This window comes from Wolbachia endosymbiont (group B) of Eucosma cana (assembly GCF_947250645.1).
Lineage (GTDB): Bacteria > Pseudomonadota > Alphaproteobacteria > Rickettsiales > Anaplasmataceae > Wolbachia.
Genome location: NZ_OX366334.1, coordinates 316793 through 331708, shown reverse-complemented (window position 1 = coordinate 331708; position 14916 = coordinate 316793). Strand labels below are relative to the sequence as shown.

Here is a 14916-nt window from a genome sequence, read left to right as displayed (position 1 = left end):
TAATTACTTCTTTTTATTTACAACCTTACGCAGCATAAATTTGCCTTTTATTACAATACCCTTACCTTTATAAGGATCATATTTTCTAGTTTTGCATATATCAGAAGCCACCATATAGACTTTTTGCTTATCCATACCGCGAATCACTAAATGAGTTGGCTTTATACACTTAATCTCAACGTCTTTAGGCACTTTATACTTAATATTATGACTATAACCAAGATATAAAGTCAAATACTTATCATCACATTCTGCTTTATACCCTACACCATTAATCTCAAGATCAACAGAAAAATCATTAACCATACCGTTAATCATGTTATTAATATTACTTCTATAAGTGCCCCATATAGATTTTATTTTATCATAATCATCCCTGCCTTGATCAACAGAAAGTAACAATTGATTATCAACTATCTGACACAGAATGCCACTACACAAGTTCAGCTCTTTTTCTGCCCTAACACTTCTTATTAATACCCTACCATCATTATATTCAACTGAAAGATCAGCAGGAATATTGATAGGTGCGGCACCTATACGAGACATACATTTCTCCTATCATTTAAAATACACGACACAAAACTTCTCCACCAACTTTTAATCTACGTGCATTATAATCGGTCATCACTCCTTTCGGCGTAGATATAATAAAAATTCCAAGACCATTATATGCTTTAGAAATGTCCTTACACTTAGAATAATAACGACAACCGGGCTTTGATACCCTAGCTATATCATTAATCACAGGTGATTTATCATAATACTTCAACTGCACAACAAGCGAAGGGACACTATCACTCTCTTGCTTTTTATAATTAAGAATATACCCTTCCTCTTTTAAGATCTTCAATATAGAAGAATTCACTTTAGAGAATAGGACTCTTGTTTCCCTATGCATTGCCAATTGAGCATTACGTATTCTTGTTAAAAAATCACCAATACTATCAGATAACGACACTATTACACTCCTTATATCACATTTACCAACTAGATTTTGTAACCCCTGGAACTTGTCCAAAAGAACACAAATCACGTAAAACAATCCTACATAAACCAAATTTTCTATATACTGCTCTCGGCCTACCAGTTAAAGCGCATCTATTCCTAATTCTGCTTTGAGCACAATCTCTAGGCAAATCTTTAATCAGCTTAATTTGAGCTGCAAACCTTTTTGCAATAGATAAATCCTTATTATTCATTATAGATTTCAATTCTTCTCTTCTCACCCTATACTGATCGCATAACTTTATTCTACGAAGATTCTTCTGTATCATGGATTTTTTTGCCATATATATTTTCTCTCAATTATCAAAAAAAGGGAATTTAAGAGCCAGTAATAATTCCTTTGCTTCCTTATCACTAACTGCACTTGTTATAATATTAATATCCATACCTCTAATTTTACTTATTTTATCATAGTCTATTTCTAAAAATGATATATGCTCCTTGATACCAAGGGAAAAATTACCATGACCATCAAATTGCTTCACACTAAACCCTCTAAAATCTTTTTCCCTTGGCAAAGCAATATATATTAATCTTTCTAAGAATTCATACATTTTATTTCTACGCAAAGTCACTTTACAACCTACAGTTGCACCTTTTCTAATTTTGAAACCAGAAATAGATTTTTTTGCAAAGGTTAACACAGGCTTTTGCCCAGCAATCAAATGTAGATTATCAAATGGCTCATTTATCGCTTTATTGTCCGTAGCAGCATCTCCAACGCCCATATTGATACACACCTTGACAAGTTTAGGCACTTGCATTACATTGCTGTAATTAAACTTATCCTTTAAGGATTTTACTATATTATCTTTATACAATTGTTTAAACATATCAACCTAATCTATCACTTCTCCAGAAACTTTTGCAAAACGCACTTTTCTACCATCTATAATCTTAAATCCTACTTTAGTTGGAGTTTTACACTTAGGATCCAATATTGCAACATTGGATACATCAATAGCTAACTCTTTATTCAATATACCACCACCACTACCAGCTCTTGGTTTAGTATGTCTCTTACACACATTTACGCCAGAAACAACTACTTTCTTTTTAGCATCACGTATTATAACTTTGATTACCTTACCAATTTTTCTCTTATCTTTACCAGTTAAAACTATAATATCATCACCACTTTTTATTTTAGCACTCATTATAAAACCTCATCAGCTAATGACATTATTTTCATAAAAGAACCAGATAACAACTTTTTTACTGGACCAAACACCCGAGTGCCAAGTGGTTCACCTTGATCATTAATTAAAACCACAGCATTGCTAGAAAAACGAATTACAGAACCATCAGATTTCTTAACACTATTTTTTACTCTAACAACAACTGCTTTATATACTTTTCCTTTTTCAACTTTACCTTTTGGGTTAATAGACTTAGTAGATATAATAATCGTATCACCTACAGATGCAGATTTCCTACCACCTAACAAGCCAATACAAAGCACTGCACGCGCACCAGAATTATCAGCTACTTCTAACAATGTATTTTTTTGAATCATATAAATACCTATTCCTTTTTAGCTATTGATAACAACCCATTTTTTAGTAACAGAAATAGGCTTATGTTCCTGTATTAAAACCCTATCTCCCTTTTTGCAACTATTATTTTCGTCATGCACTGTGTATTTCTTATATTTTTTAATAACCTTTTTATATAGCCTATCCTTATACACTTGTAACACCGAAACCTTTACAGTCTTATCAGAGTCAGCCTTAGTTACGACACCACAAAAAACCTTCTTAGGCATTTTTTCCCTCTCTCTTTCTTCTATTTAGTACAGTCAGACTACGAGCTATGCTCTTTCTTATTAAGCTAAAACGCGAAAAATTGTTGCACTGGCCCAGTTTTTTTTGAAAAGCCAAATTAACAAATTCTTTCCTCAAGCTCAAAAGAATTTCATGCAATTCTTTTGAGGCTTTTGATTCAATTTCAACTATATCCATTGCAACTCCATTCAATTATGATTAGATATAAATTTACATTTCATAGGAAGCTTGGCAGTCGCTTTTTCAAGCGCCAACCTTGCTAAAGGCATGGGAACATCACTGCTAATTTCAAACAAAATCCTACCTGGCTTAGCTTTAAATACCCAAAATTCAACACTACCTTTCCCTTTACCCATACGCACATCTGCCGGCTTCTTACTAACCGGAGTATCAGGAAAAATTCTTATCCACACTTTACCAGAGCGTTTTAACGTTCTAGATATTATACGCCTTGCAGTTTCAATATGCTTAGACTGAATCTTACCTGCTTCCAAAGCTTTTAAGCCATAATCGCCAAAAGATAGTGTACTACCACCCTTCGCATTACCCTTAATTCTCCCCTTAAATGCCTTTTTATATTTACTCTTTTTGGGAACAAACATTTCAATACACCTTAACTACCAATATAAACCCAAACTTTAACTCCTATAATACCACATATAGTTTTTGCTTTACAAAAAGCATAATCTATATTAGCACGCAAAGTGTGTAAAGGCAAGCGACCTTCTTTGTACCATTCAGTACGAGCTATTTCAGCTCCGCCAAGACGCCCAGAGCAACTTACTTTAATACCCTTAGCACCCATCTTCAAACAATTTTGAATAGCTTTTTTCATCGCTCTTCTACATGAAATCCTTTTTTCTAGCTGATGTGTAATACTCTTTGATATTAAAGCTGCATCTATTTCAGACTTTTTAACTCCTACTACATTCACTTCAACGCTACTTTCTACTTTTTTAGCTATTTTTTGCTTTATCTTCTCAATATCCGAACCTTTCTTACCTATTATAACTCCAGGCTTAGAAGAATGTATTATTACAGACGTTAAATTAACTGTACGCTCTATAATTACTTTAGAAATACCAGCATGCTTAAAGGATTCATTTATATAGCTGCGAATAAATAGATCGTGATGTAATTTCTGTTTATAATCGTCTGTAGCACACCAAATAGAATCCCAGGTATTACTATTTACTTGCAATCTAAATACTTTAGGATTAACCTTCTGTCCCATATTTTTACACTTTCCTTATTAATTTTCCATTTCTATAAATTATACAATTTCTTTCAATTTTATAGTTATATTGCTATAAAATTTACTCATTCTATTAGCCTTACCCATAGCTTTTGGATATACTCTACGCAAAGTAAGAGACTTGCCTATTAAAATTTCCTTTATATATAAATTATCAATGTTCAATCCATAATTATTTTGAGCATTAGCAATTGCAGAATTCAACACCTTCATTATAAAACCAGCAGCTTTTTTTTTACAAAATCTTAATTGTACACTAGCAAAAGAAACTTTTTTATTACGTACTAAACCAGCAACCAAATTCAATTTGCGAGGAGTTGATCTTAAAACCCTAGAACCAGCCTCAACTATTATATCCCTACTTTTCATATCAATTACCTATCTTCTTGTTGCCTTTTTATCACCACCGTGCCCAGTAAATTTACGAGTAGGTGAAAATTCACCAAATTTATGACCTATCATATTCTGGTTATCAACACTAACAGGAATGTAATCTTTACCATTATAAACAGCAAACTTTAAACCCAAACAATTAGGAAGAATTACAGAAGCCCTGGAATGAATTTTTATCACCTTATTAATAGAACCCTCTTTTAAAGCTCTCTGAACTAATCTTAGTACAGATGGGTGTAAAAAAGGTGGTTTCCATACAGATCTACTCATAAATTAACCTTTCAATTTTTTTATATACTTATCACTAGATTTATTTTTTTTCCTAGTTTTCTTTCCTTTTGTTGCAATACCCCAAGGAGTAACAGGATGACGACCACCAGAAGTTTTTCCCTCTCCACCTCCATGAGGGTGGTCAATCGGATTCATTGCAACTCCACGCACAGCAGGTCTAATTCCAAGCCACCTACTTCTTCCAGCCTTACCCAGCTTTCTATTCTTATGATCAAGATTAGACACTACACCAATAGTAGCTTTACAAGAAGATAAAATCAACCTAACTTGACCAGATCTAAGCCGCAATAAAACATATTGACCATCACGACCAACAATTTGCGCACAACAACCCGCAGCTCTAGCAATTACAGCACCACCACCTGGCTTTAATTCAACGTTATGAACAAAAGAACCAACAGGTATATATTTCAACAACAAACAATTACCTGGCAGAATATCAGCATCATCTCCAGCTGTCACAATATCACCAGGCTTCATACCTTGAGGAGCTAATATATAAGATTTAATATCATCTTTCTTATATGATATTAATGCTAAAAACCCACTTCTATTTGGATCATACTCTATTTTCTCAACTATACCCTGATCACTTCTATTACGTTTAAAATCTATAACTCTATACTTCTTCTTGTGACCACCACCCCTGTGACGAATTGTAATTCTACCATGATTATTTCTTCCACCACTGGATTTCTTACCAAATACAAGAGACTTCTCCGGCTTATCTTTTGATAAACCAACTTTACTTATTAATATAGTCCCACGAGAAGACGGAGTAACAGGATTAAAAAATTTCATACCCATATTAAACGCTTATTATATCTAATTTTTGACCATCTATCAAAGAAAAATAAACCTTTTTTCTCTGTTTTTTACAACCAATCACACCCCTGAAACGTCTATATTTAGGTTTAATTCTAATAACATTTATAGAAGAAGTTTTGACATTAAATAAAGACTCTATTGCCGATTTTATTTGACGCTTATTTACATTTACAAAAACATACAAAGAGTATTTATTAAACTTCTCTCTTAAAAGAGAAGCCTTTTCTGTGATTATAGAAGATTTTATTATATTATTATATTTAATCATAACAATCTACCTTCAAGATGCTTTAAAGTGTCCTTTGTTAACATCACGCATTCGTGATTCAATATATCAAAAACATTTAACCCAATAGGTTTGATTAAATCTACATAGTGCAAATTTTTAGCAGCACGCAATAAATCATCTCCATAATCACCAACTATTAAAAAAGAAGAAAATTTAAAATTTTTAATATATTCACACATTTTAGATGTTTTCTTCACATCAACATTTAAACTATCAAGAACAATAATTTGATTGTTTAAATATTTTAGAGATAAAGCAATTTTCAAACCAAATTTGCGTACTTTTTTATTAAGAGAATAAGCATGACTCCTCACAACAGGGCCAAAAATAATTCCACCACCCCTAAATTGAGGAGATCGCAAGCTCCCCTGTCTCGCCCTACCGGTACGTTTTTGACCATACGGTTTAGCTGTTGTACCAGAAACATCACTGATACCCTTTGTTTTATGAGCACCAACTCTTCTCTTTGCTAATTGCCATCTCACTATATCATGCAAAATACTCAATTTTTGCTTGGCAGAAAATATCAAGGGATTAAGCTCAACACTACCTACATTATTATTAGATAGATCAACTAATTCACATTCCATAACTAACTCACCAAATTATTAGCATCATCACTCGTATTCAACAGCAGACCTACTGGAAAAGGAACATCTTTATGTAAAGGCTTTTTAACTGCATCTCTCACAAAAACATAAGAGTTTTTAAATCCAGGAACATTATTACCCTTTACAGCAATTATGCTATTTTCATAATCAATGGATAATATTTTCATATTCTGTACAGTTACTCTGCTATTACCTAAATGACCAGCCATCTTCTTCCCCTTGAATACTCTACCAGGATCTTGACATTGACCAGTAGAACCTTGCGATCTATGAGCAATAGAAACACCATGAGATGCCCTAAGCCCACTGAAGTTATGCCGCTTCATCACACCAGCAAACCCTTTACCTAAAGAATAACCCGTAATATCAAGATATTGACCAACTACAAAATGATTAACCCCCACCTTTTTACCACATTCTATTCCTAATAGATCAATTAATCTACTTTCGTATAATTTACATTTACTATTTATACCCTTTTTCTTTAAATATTCCAACTGAGGTTTTGCTATTTTTTTTAAATCCCCCGTGCCTAAAATGACTGAATTGTAGCCACATTTATCTTGTCCTTTTATATCGATAATACAAGTTTCGCTGAGATGCAGTAAAGTTACAGCCATGCGACTATTATCAAAATACATAGCAGTATGGCCAACATTAGTCATTAATAAACCAACTCTCCTAAGCGAATTTATTCTCTTCATTTTCTTTTCCTAAATATTAACTTCCTTAACCTTTAAATCCACTTCTACACCAGCAGAAAAAGATAAATCTGCAAGCATCTTCATCATAGTAGAAGTAGGATTATGTACAATAATTAACCGCTTAGAAATTCTCATTTCAAATTGCTCGCGAGATTTTTTATCAACATGAGGAGACCTATTAACAATAAATTTAGAATCTTTTCTTGGCAACGCAATCGGACCAGATAAATCTGCATTAAACTGCTTTAATTGATCAATAAACTCCCGAATACACTTTTCCAATAAAGAACAATCGAAAGCTTTAATTCTAATATATATATCTTGCTTCATCTTAGTTACTATACTCATTCTAAAATTTCCGAAACAACACCAGAACCAACAGTTCTACCACCTTCTCTTATCGCAAAACGCAATCCTTTATCCATTGCTATTGGTACTTGCAATTCCACTTCTATACTTACATTATCCCCTGGCATTACCATCTCCTTTCCATCTAGCAATTTTATGCTCCCAGTTACATCCGTTGTCCTTAAATAAAACTGTGGCTGATAATTTCCAAAAAATGGTGTATGCCTTCCTCCTTCTTCTTTCTTCAATATATACACCTCCGCATTAAATTTCTTATGCGGGGTTATTGTCCCTGGTTTTGCCAATACTTGCCCTCTCTCCACTTCTTCTCTCTTTGTTCCTCTTAGTAGTATTCCTACATTGAGTCCTGCACTTCCCTTATCTAGCAACTTCTTAAACATCTCAACACCAGTACATATCGTCTTTTGCGTCGCTTTCAGACCTATTATCTCTATCTCATCCCCTGCCTTTATCTCCCCCTTCTCTATTCTTCCTGTTACTACCGTTCCTCGGCCCGATATTGAAAATACATCTTCTATTGGCAACAAAAACGGCAAATCTACAGGCCTTGGAGGTACTGCCACATACTCATCTAACTTCTCCATCAATTTATCTATTGATTTCTTTCCATACTCACTACCATCATCCTCTAATGCTTTTAACGCAGACCCAACTATCACAGGCACTTCATCACCTGGAAATCCATACTTACTCAGCAACTCTCTCACTTCCATTTCTACCAAATCTATCATATCAGCATCAGCAACATCAGCTTTATTTATATATACCACGATATATCCAACACCCACCTGTTTTGCCAGCAATATATGCTCTCTCGTTTGTGGCATCGGCCCATCAACCCCTGACACTACCAATATCGCTGCATCCATCTGTGCTGCACCTACTATCATATTCTTTACATAATCAGCATGTCCAGGGCAATCAACGTGTGCATAGTGTCTCTTTTCTGTTTGATATTCAACATGCGCTGTTGCTATTGTTATACCTCTCTTTCTTTCTTCTGGCGCTTTATCTATTTGATCATATGCTACAAAATTACCATAATGCTTTGTTATCGCCGCTGTTAACGTTGTCTTCCCATGATCCACATGTCCTATCGTTCCCACGTTTACATGCGGCTTTCCAAATGCTTCTACTATCGCTGTCATAACTTTAACTCTTCTACCTAAAATACAAATACATCAATAAATAATATGTTGATTTTATATAAATACAACAAAAAAAAGAGCGGATAGTGGGAATCGAACCCACGTCACTAGCTTGGAAGGCTAGAGCTCTACCATTGAGCTATACCCGCACAATGGAGGAGGTAGGATTCGAACCTACGTACGCTCACGCGGACAGATTTACAGTCTGTTACCTTTAACCACTCGGTCACTCCTCCACAAAAATCTGTTAAGAGAACACTACCTTAACTTAAGTTTTATTATCCCTAATATTAAACATCCAAATCCAAAAGATCAAGTAATAAAAGCTAATCTAACTGATTTCAGTTAGATTTTACTTTTATATAACAAAATATTATCAATAAAACGCCTAAATAAATAATGTGAATCATGCGTACCTGGCGCTTCTTCTGGATGGTATTGAGCAGAAAAGACTAGGTAATCCTTCATCATTATTCCCTCTACACTATTATCAAATAGAGAAATATGAGTAACTTCAACGTTACTTGGAAGAGAAGCTGAATCAACAACAAAACCATGATTTTGGCTAGTTATCTCAACTTTTTTACTCTCCAGATCATAAACTGGATGATTACTCCCTCGATGACCAATATCCATCTTAACAGTCTTTGCCCCCAAAGTAACTGCAAGTAATTGATGGCCCAGGCATATACCAAAAACTGGTATTTTAGATTTCACAATAATTTCTATTTCTGAAATTACACTCTCTCCTATCTCTTGTGGATCACCAGGGCCATTTGAAAGCACTATACCATCTGGATTCATGCTTAATATTTTGTGAGCAAAACCTGTATCTGGTTTGACTAATTCAACCGTACAATCAAGTTCTACTAAGCGTGAGATTATACTATTTTTTACACCGAAATCAACAATTACAACCCTATATTTTGCATTAAGAGCGCTTTGAAAGTTATTACTTAAACTGACTTTCTTAGTTATTTCTATTCCATTTACAGATTTGTATTTCTTCAATTCATCTAATATATGTGCCTCACTTGACGGACATATCATTCCATTTTGAGATCCATGTTTTCTCAAATATCTCGTCAAAGCTCTAGTATCAATTCCCGATATCCCAACTACATTATTTTTCTCCAACCAATCATTTAAACTAATATATGAAGAAGAGTGAGACATAGGAGAAAGTTCACGCATAATCACACCACTTGCAAAAACTTTTTCTCCTTCATTATCTTTGTGATTTATTCCAACATTACCAATATGAGGAAAAGTGAACGCTATTATTTGATCAGCAAAAGAAGGATCGGTTATAGTATGTTGATACCCGGTCATACCAGTGGTAAAACAAACCTCACCTATACATTTACCTTTTTTACCTATCGATTTTCCCAAAAAGCACTTGCCATCTTGTAAAACTAAAGCTGCATTCTGCATTTAACTCTCTCTTAAACTCATTTAATATTATATAAGAATTTTAAATAACATGCCAAAACTCAATCGCAAACTTCTCCACACAAAAACATCTTGACTATCGCATGTTTCATATTATATGAATAAACTGTTAATGAAAGTGGAGGGTTGCAATGCCTAATAATACAGATCAGTCTAAAAAAATAAATGAGAAATGGTTATTTATAGGAGGTGCTTCACTGTTTCTTGTAATAATGCTACCATCAATTTTTCTCTTAGCAAAAATAGCTATGATGTTTGTTATAATCTCAACTACAGCAATAGCAATAAAAATTGCCTCAAAAGCAATATCAAACGTTTTAGAGGATAAAGAGAATCAATCAACACAAAATAAAATTATAAACCTAGCTATTGGAGCAGTGTCCATACTTGCAGGTGGGCTATCATTACTTATTACAGCAAAAGTTGGTTTCATCGCAATATGCTCAACTATAGCTATTTTAGCTCTGTATGAATATATTAAAGATGAAAAAATAGGTAAGGATATAAATGATAAATTCGATGAAATAGCTAACAACACGGCTGAGTTTTGTGTAGACAGCATTGAAAAACTTATTCCATCACAAAGCCAAGGAGTGTGATCTTTTATTTATAAATAATTAAATTTGAGATACATGGCTAACGTACAAAAACTGAAACCAGTACTTCCTTTCTTGTCATCCTAGTAATGGCTTCCATCATCAAAAATGTTGTATTACTTTTATACTCGCAAATCTAACTGGATTCCAATGCTGGAATGACAACAAAGAGGCTACCTAAATGACATATTCAATCTCTATACAGATGTACGTCATGTTCATAAAATTACGATAAAAATTACTTGACAAATTCTGATAGTCTTTTTACTATTCGTAATGAAGGTGTTCTAGAGTTTGGAATCTATCTTCGTCTGCAGGCTTTTCAATTCAATTAATCTATAATCTTCAGTTAAAATATATTTTAGCTATACTTCGGTCGTAGCTGTATACATTTTTTTGAATCTTTTTTTATTAACAGGAGGATCATTATGTTTAAAATTCTGAATTACGCATATCATTAACCTGCATGTCTTTAAAGGACAGATGGTACATATGTCCTTTTTATATTATATTTTATAGCAATATCATGTATCACTTTACGCCCCAGTCTTTTTCAAATATTGCGAGCCCTTGATCAGTAAGTGGATGATTAATTAATTGTCTAAGTATTTTTGCTGGTACAGTAATTGAATCAGCGCCAATCCTTGCAGCTTCTATTACATGTGCTGGGCTTCTCACTGATGCAACAAGAACTTTTGTCTTAAAATTATAATTAGAATATATAGTGCATATATCTTCTATTAGTGATAAGCCATCATAGCTTATATCATCAAGGCGACCAACAAAGGGAGAAATAAAACAAGCACCTGCCTTAGCGGCAAACAGTGCTTGTCCAGGAGAAAAACATAACGTGATATTAGCAGGTATTTTATGTTCTGTCCACAACTTTTTACAAGAAATTAATCCTTCATGTGTAAGGGGTAACTTTACTACGATATTACTAGCGATTTTTGCTAACTTAAGGCCTTCCTTAACCATATCTTCATGGCTATCTGCAACAACTTCAACGCTAACAGGCCCCTTGATAATAGAGCATATTTCACGCACTAAATCCTCGTATTTATCTTTACGCCCAGACTTTGCTATTAAAGAAGGATTAGTTGTTATGCCATCAATGAACTCTTTTAGTTCTTTAATTTCATTTAAATCAACACTATCAAGAAAAATTTCCATATTATTATCCTGTTCAAAACCTATTTTTACAAAATATTGTCATCTTTGGAAAGTGTTAAATAAAATCGGATTTTTAACTCAACTCAATTCTAAGTCTGTTAGGAAAGAAAATATTGAACTGAGACACAGTATACCTCTGGTAATAAACATGAATTAGTTGCAACAGAATTAGCATACCAAATTTCTGAAGTTTACTAGCTTTACGTTCAATAGAAATTCTTGCATAGCCTAAAACTTAGTGCTACTATTAGTATAGTAACACAAATAGATAGTGGGGAACAATAAACAAAATGACTAAGATCGAGTTTAACGCTCGCAATTAAATTCAACTAAAAAGGTTAATATAAAAGGAGTTAATCACTCCTAAAGTAAATATATTACCAGAACAATATAGTAAGTGGGGTATACTATGTCAGCAAAATTCTTGATATTGAAAAACATATTAGCAGAACTGAAAAGAAAAAATAGCATTACTGTTTTAGAAGAATACTATCAGGACAAATGGGAATTTTATGACTTGCTAATGGATTTGACAAATGATGAAAATTTCAAGCAAGCATATATAGATAACTCTTTCAGCAAGAGCTTTAAGAAAGATTTTGATCACTATACAGAATTAGCAAATCAGGCAAAAAAAACTGTAAGTAAGTATTTTAGAAACAAAGACATAGACCTTCGAGCTTTTTATGCAAAAACTAACAACTCTGATAGAGTGTTAAACATTAATCTTATTAATTACAATAGAAGTGAGCCAATAAGAATTAGTGATATCTTGCAGCAAGAGAGGGATATTAGCACATTGAATATTTATTGCGATAAAAAGCATGACATATACGCTTACCGAAAAGGTAAGGAAAGACATTATGAATTTAAAGAGGGTGCATATTATGAAATGACAAGCACTTGGTCTTTGCAGGACAAGGATGGAAAAACTGTTACCTGTACTATGGTTATGAATGTAAGTAATTCTGGTATAACTAAAGTACTACAGTTTAATGGTAAAGATTTTAAATCGCCACCTGAGGAGTTTTGGAATTTAATAAGACAAAATGAGGAATTATATATTCAAGGCCTCTCTCTACACGATGCTGTAAAAGCATTATTGGGAAAGAATAAAGATGCTCCAGCTGTTATTAATCTGCAAAATAATGAACATATCGTAATCAATAAAGATGAAAAGATGAAAGATCTTGAAAATGATCCTAAAAGCAATCCTATTCTTTCTTTCACTAGCAACAATGTATCAGAGGTTAATCCACAGCAGATTGCAACTCAGGCAATTGCAACTCAAACAGAAGTTAATTCACAGCACACTGAAACTCAGACAGAGGTCTCTGTGCAACACGTTAAGACTCAAACAGAAATTGGCTCTCAAGAAACCGAAACTCAAACAAAGGTTAATTTACAAGAGGCTGCAATTCAGACAGAAATTGCTGTACAACACATTAAAACTCAAACAGAAATTATCCCTCAACAGTCTGAAGCTCAGAACTTACAAGAGGTTGCAACTCAAATAGAAGTTAATTTACAGCACATTGAAACTCAAGCAGAGGTTACTGTGCAGCACGCTGAAACTCAAACAGGAATTGGCTCTCAAGAAACTGAAACTCAGACAGAAGTTAATTTGCAAGAAGCTGCAGTGCAAACAGAAGTTAACTCACAACAACTAGATCAAAAGCTTACAAAAGCTGAACAAGAAATTAGAGAATTAAATGAACTGAGGAACAATTTACAATATAGGCTCGACAAGGCTGAGCAAGAATTTGAAGAGTTAGAAAAGCATAATAGTGATTTACAGAATGAACTTGGAAAAGAAAAGCAAGAAATTAGAGAATTAAACGAGCAGAGGAACGATTTACAATATAGGCTCGACGAGGCTGAGCAAGAAATTAGAGAGTTAAATCAGCAGAGAAACAACTTACAATGTAGGCTCGAAGATGCTGAGCAAAAATTTGAAAAGCATAATAGTGATTTACAGAATAAACTTGAAGAAGAAAAGCAAAAAAACGTAAAATTGCAAATTGGACTAACACAAAAAGATGAGAAGCTAGAAAATATATCAACAGAGCTGCAAGAGAAAATACAAGAACTTGAAAGTGCACATGAAGGAAAGAAAGATCTAGAGAAAAAGTTAACAATTGCTAATGCAAAAAATGAAAAACTGGAAGATAAATTGAAACAGTTTAAAAAAGCGGAAGAGGAAGCAGGAGGTATATTAGATGAAAATTGGAAAGATATACAGGATTTAAAATCTACAATTCGATGCTTAGATTATAAGTACAACACAAATCTGGAATCTTATAAACAAGAGGTAGATCAGCTAAAGCAGGAATATGAAGAGTTAAAGAACGAGGTAGAGCTTAAAGATGAGCAAATTAAGAAGTATAAGCAACAGTTGTCGCAGAAGAGAGAAGAAACAAAAGAGAATCAATTACTGAAGTCAAAGATTAAAGAATTGGAAGAATGTAATGAGCACTTGACAGAAATAATTGGAAATAAAGCTCTGGAAATTGAAAGAATAACTAGAGAAAGAAAAGAGCTAAACGGTACAGTGCAATACTTAAATAGCCAAGTAGAACTGTTAAGTCCAGTAATTGATCAAGTACTTGTTAATAAAAAGGAAGTTTTTGATAATAATTCAAAAATGTTTTACCAGCTTACAGAGAAAATTGATGATTCAGAAAAAAAATCTAGGTCTTTAAGCCTTGATAGCGCATTTCATAGCGATCACTGTAATTCACTTCTAGACTTAATCAGCAGTCCCTCAAAGGTGTGTAGCCAAAGTCAGCTTGCAAGTGTTTAATACTGTTCAGATGTATGTGAAACCAGTGCTTCTTCTTGTCACCCAACTCTTGTCACTCCAGTGCGTGACACTGGGATCTAGTTTTTGGACATTGTTTTTGACATATGTTCTTAAGAACTATTGTTTACTGCATGATTTGCAAATACTTTTTATATCTGGATCCCAGTGTCACGCACTGGGATAACAAGAAAGAAGATACTGGAATGACATCT

The 14916-nt window shown here is 33.6% G+C and carries 22 protein-coding genes and 2 tRNA genes; 2 read left to right on the top strand and 22 right to left on the bottom strand.

The features are described 5' to 3' along the window. Positions 1 to 3: 3 nt before the first annotated feature. The 21 genes from rplF to carA all read right to left on the bottom strand — a co-directional run bounded on the left by rplF (position 4) and on the right by carA (position 10114). Entirely contained in the window at positions 4 to 549 is a 546-nt protein-coding gene (gene rplF / locus OOK99_RS01595) for a 50S ribosomal protein L6 (RefSeq protein WP_264719976.1), read from the bottom strand. Positions 550 to 565: 16 nt separating this feature from the next. Further along, positions 566 to 961, bottom strand: coding sequence for a 30S ribosomal protein S8 (gene rpsH, locus OOK99_RS01590; protein WP_006012252.1), 396 nt, complete (start codon positions 959 to 961; stop codon positions 566 to 568). A 22-nt stretch (positions 962 to 983) separates the two neighbouring features. Continuing rightward, positions 984 to 1292, bottom strand: a complete 309-nt coding sequence (gene rpsN / locus OOK99_RS01585) for a 30S ribosomal protein S14 (protein ID WP_264719975.1) — start codon at positions 1290 to 1292, stop codon at positions 984 to 986. A gap of 12 nt (positions 1293 to 1304) precedes the next feature. Then, complete coding sequence (gene rplE / locus OOK99_RS01580; RefSeq protein ID WP_010404703.1) at positions 1305 to 1841, bottom strand: 50S ribosomal protein L5; 537 nt, start codon at positions 1839 to 1841, stop codon at positions 1305 to 1307. Positions 1842 to 1847: 6 nt separating this feature from the next. Then, positions 1848 to 2165 (bottom strand): 50S ribosomal protein L24, encoded by a 318-nt coding sequence (rplX, locus tag OOK99_RS01575; RefSeq protein ID WP_010404700.1) that lies wholly within the window; start codon positions 2163 to 2165, stop codon positions 1848 to 1850. Next, positions 2165 to 2524 (bottom strand): 50S ribosomal protein L14, encoded by a 360-nt coding sequence (rplN, locus tag OOK99_RS01570; protein ID WP_007302542.1) that lies wholly within the window; start codon positions 2522 to 2524, stop codon positions 2165 to 2167. Before rplN ends, rplX begins: the two co-directional genes overlap by 1 nt. 18 nt (positions 2525 to 2542) lie before the next feature. Then, entirely contained in the window at positions 2543 to 2773 is a 231-nt protein-coding gene (gene rpsQ, locus OOK99_RS01565) for a 30S ribosomal protein S17 (protein ID WP_264719974.1), read from the bottom strand. Continuing rightward, entirely contained in the window at positions 2766 to 2969 is a 204-nt protein-coding gene (rpmC, locus tag OOK99_RS01560) for a 50S ribosomal protein L29 (RefSeq protein ID WP_264336939.1), read from the bottom strand. Before rpmC ends, rpsQ begins: the two co-directional genes overlap by 8 nt. 11 nt (positions 2970 to 2980) lie before the next feature. Beyond that, positions 2981 to 3394, bottom strand: coding sequence for a 50S ribosomal protein L16 (gene rplP, locus OOK99_RS01555; RefSeq protein WP_264336938.1), 414 nt, complete (start codon positions 3392 to 3394; stop codon positions 2981 to 2983). A gap of 11 nt (positions 3395 to 3405) precedes the next feature. Continuing rightward, entirely contained in the window at positions 3406 to 4026 is a 621-nt protein-coding gene (gene rpsC, locus OOK99_RS01550; protein ID WP_264719973.1) for a 30S ribosomal protein S3, read from the bottom strand. Between the two features lie 39 nt (positions 4027 to 4065). Then, positions 4066 to 4416, bottom strand: coding sequence for a 50S ribosomal protein L22 (rplV, locus tag OOK99_RS01545; protein WP_264719972.1), 351 nt, complete (start codon positions 4414 to 4416; stop codon positions 4066 to 4068). 9 nt (positions 4417 to 4425) lie between these two features. Continuing rightward, on the bottom strand, positions 4426 to 4710 hold the full coding sequence (rpsS, locus tag OOK99_RS01540) for a 30S ribosomal protein S19 (protein ID WP_010404687.1): 285 nt from the start codon (positions 4708 to 4710) through the stop codon (positions 4426 to 4428). Between the two features lie 3 nt (positions 4711 to 4713). Beyond that, positions 4714 to 5538, bottom strand: coding sequence for a 50S ribosomal protein L2 (gene rplB / locus OOK99_RS01535; RefSeq protein ID WP_264719971.1), 825 nt, complete (start codon positions 5536 to 5538; stop codon positions 4714 to 4716). A gap of 1 nt (position 5539) precedes the next feature. Beyond that, the gene (locus tag OOK99_RS01530) at positions 5540 to 5827 is read right to left on the bottom strand and encodes a 50S ribosomal protein L23 (protein ID WP_264336935.1); all 288 of its coding nucleotides are present in this window, start codon (positions 5825 to 5827) and stop codon (positions 5540 to 5542) included. Continuing rightward, complete coding sequence (gene rplD, locus OOK99_RS01525; RefSeq protein WP_264336934.1) at positions 5824 to 6438, bottom strand: 50S ribosomal protein L4; 615 nt, start codon at positions 6436 to 6438, stop codon at positions 5824 to 5826. Before rplD ends, OOK99_RS01530 begins: the two co-directional genes overlap by 4 nt. Before the next feature lie 2 nt (positions 6439 to 6440). Then, positions 6441 to 7163, bottom strand: a complete 723-nt coding sequence (gene rplC / locus OOK99_RS01520) for a 50S ribosomal protein L3 (RefSeq protein ID WP_264336933.1) — start codon at positions 7161 to 7163, stop codon at positions 6441 to 6443. A gap of 9 nt (positions 7164 to 7172) precedes the next feature. Next, positions 7173 to 7493, bottom strand: a complete 321-nt coding sequence (gene rpsJ, locus OOK99_RS01515) for a 30S ribosomal protein S10 (RefSeq protein WP_264337275.1) — start codon at positions 7491 to 7493, stop codon at positions 7173 to 7175. A 14-nt stretch (positions 7494 to 7507) separates the two neighbouring features. Further along, a complete protein-coding gene (gene tuf, locus OOK99_RS01510) occupies positions 7508 to 8680 on the bottom strand; it encodes an elongation factor Tu (protein ID WP_264719577.1) in 1173 nt (390 codons plus the stop codon). Positions 8681 to 8758: 78 nt separating this feature from the next. Continuing rightward, positions 8759 to 8829, bottom strand: a tRNA-Gly gene (locus OOK99_RS01505). Positions 8830 to 8833: 4 nt separating this feature from the next. Beyond that, a tRNA-Tyr gene (locus OOK99_RS01500) sits at positions 8834 to 8916 on the bottom strand. A gap of 109 nt (positions 8917 to 9025) precedes the next feature. Continuing rightward, on the bottom strand, positions 9026 to 10114 hold the full coding sequence (gene carA / locus OOK99_RS01495) for a glutamine-hydrolyzing carbamoyl-phosphate synthase small subunit (protein WP_264719970.1): 1089 nt from the start codon (positions 10112 to 10114) through the stop codon (positions 9026 to 9028). A gap of 149 nt (positions 10115 to 10263) precedes the next feature. On the opposite strand from carA, the gene OOK99_RS01490 reads away from it, so the two are divergent. Then, positions 10264 to 10731 (top strand): hypothetical protein, encoded by a 468-nt coding sequence (locus OOK99_RS01490; RefSeq protein ID WP_264336930.1) that lies wholly within the window; start codon positions 10264 to 10266, stop codon positions 10729 to 10731. Positions 10732 to 11259: 528 nt separating this feature from the next. Here the strand turns inward: OOK99_RS01490 and fsa are convergent. After that, positions 11260 to 11901, bottom strand: a complete 642-nt coding sequence (gene fsa / locus OOK99_RS01485; protein WP_264719969.1) for a fructose-6-phosphate aldolase — start codon at positions 11899 to 11901, stop codon at positions 11260 to 11262. Between the two features lie 409 nt (positions 11902 to 12310). Here fsa and OOK99_RS01480 point away from each other — a divergent pair, with 409 nt between their 5' ends. Further along, positions 12311 to 14704, top strand: coding sequence for a coiled-coil domain-containing protein (locus OOK99_RS01480; RefSeq protein ID WP_264719968.1), 2394 nt, complete (start codon positions 12311 to 12313; stop codon positions 14702 to 14704). Positions 14705 to 14916 lie beyond the last annotated feature (212 nt).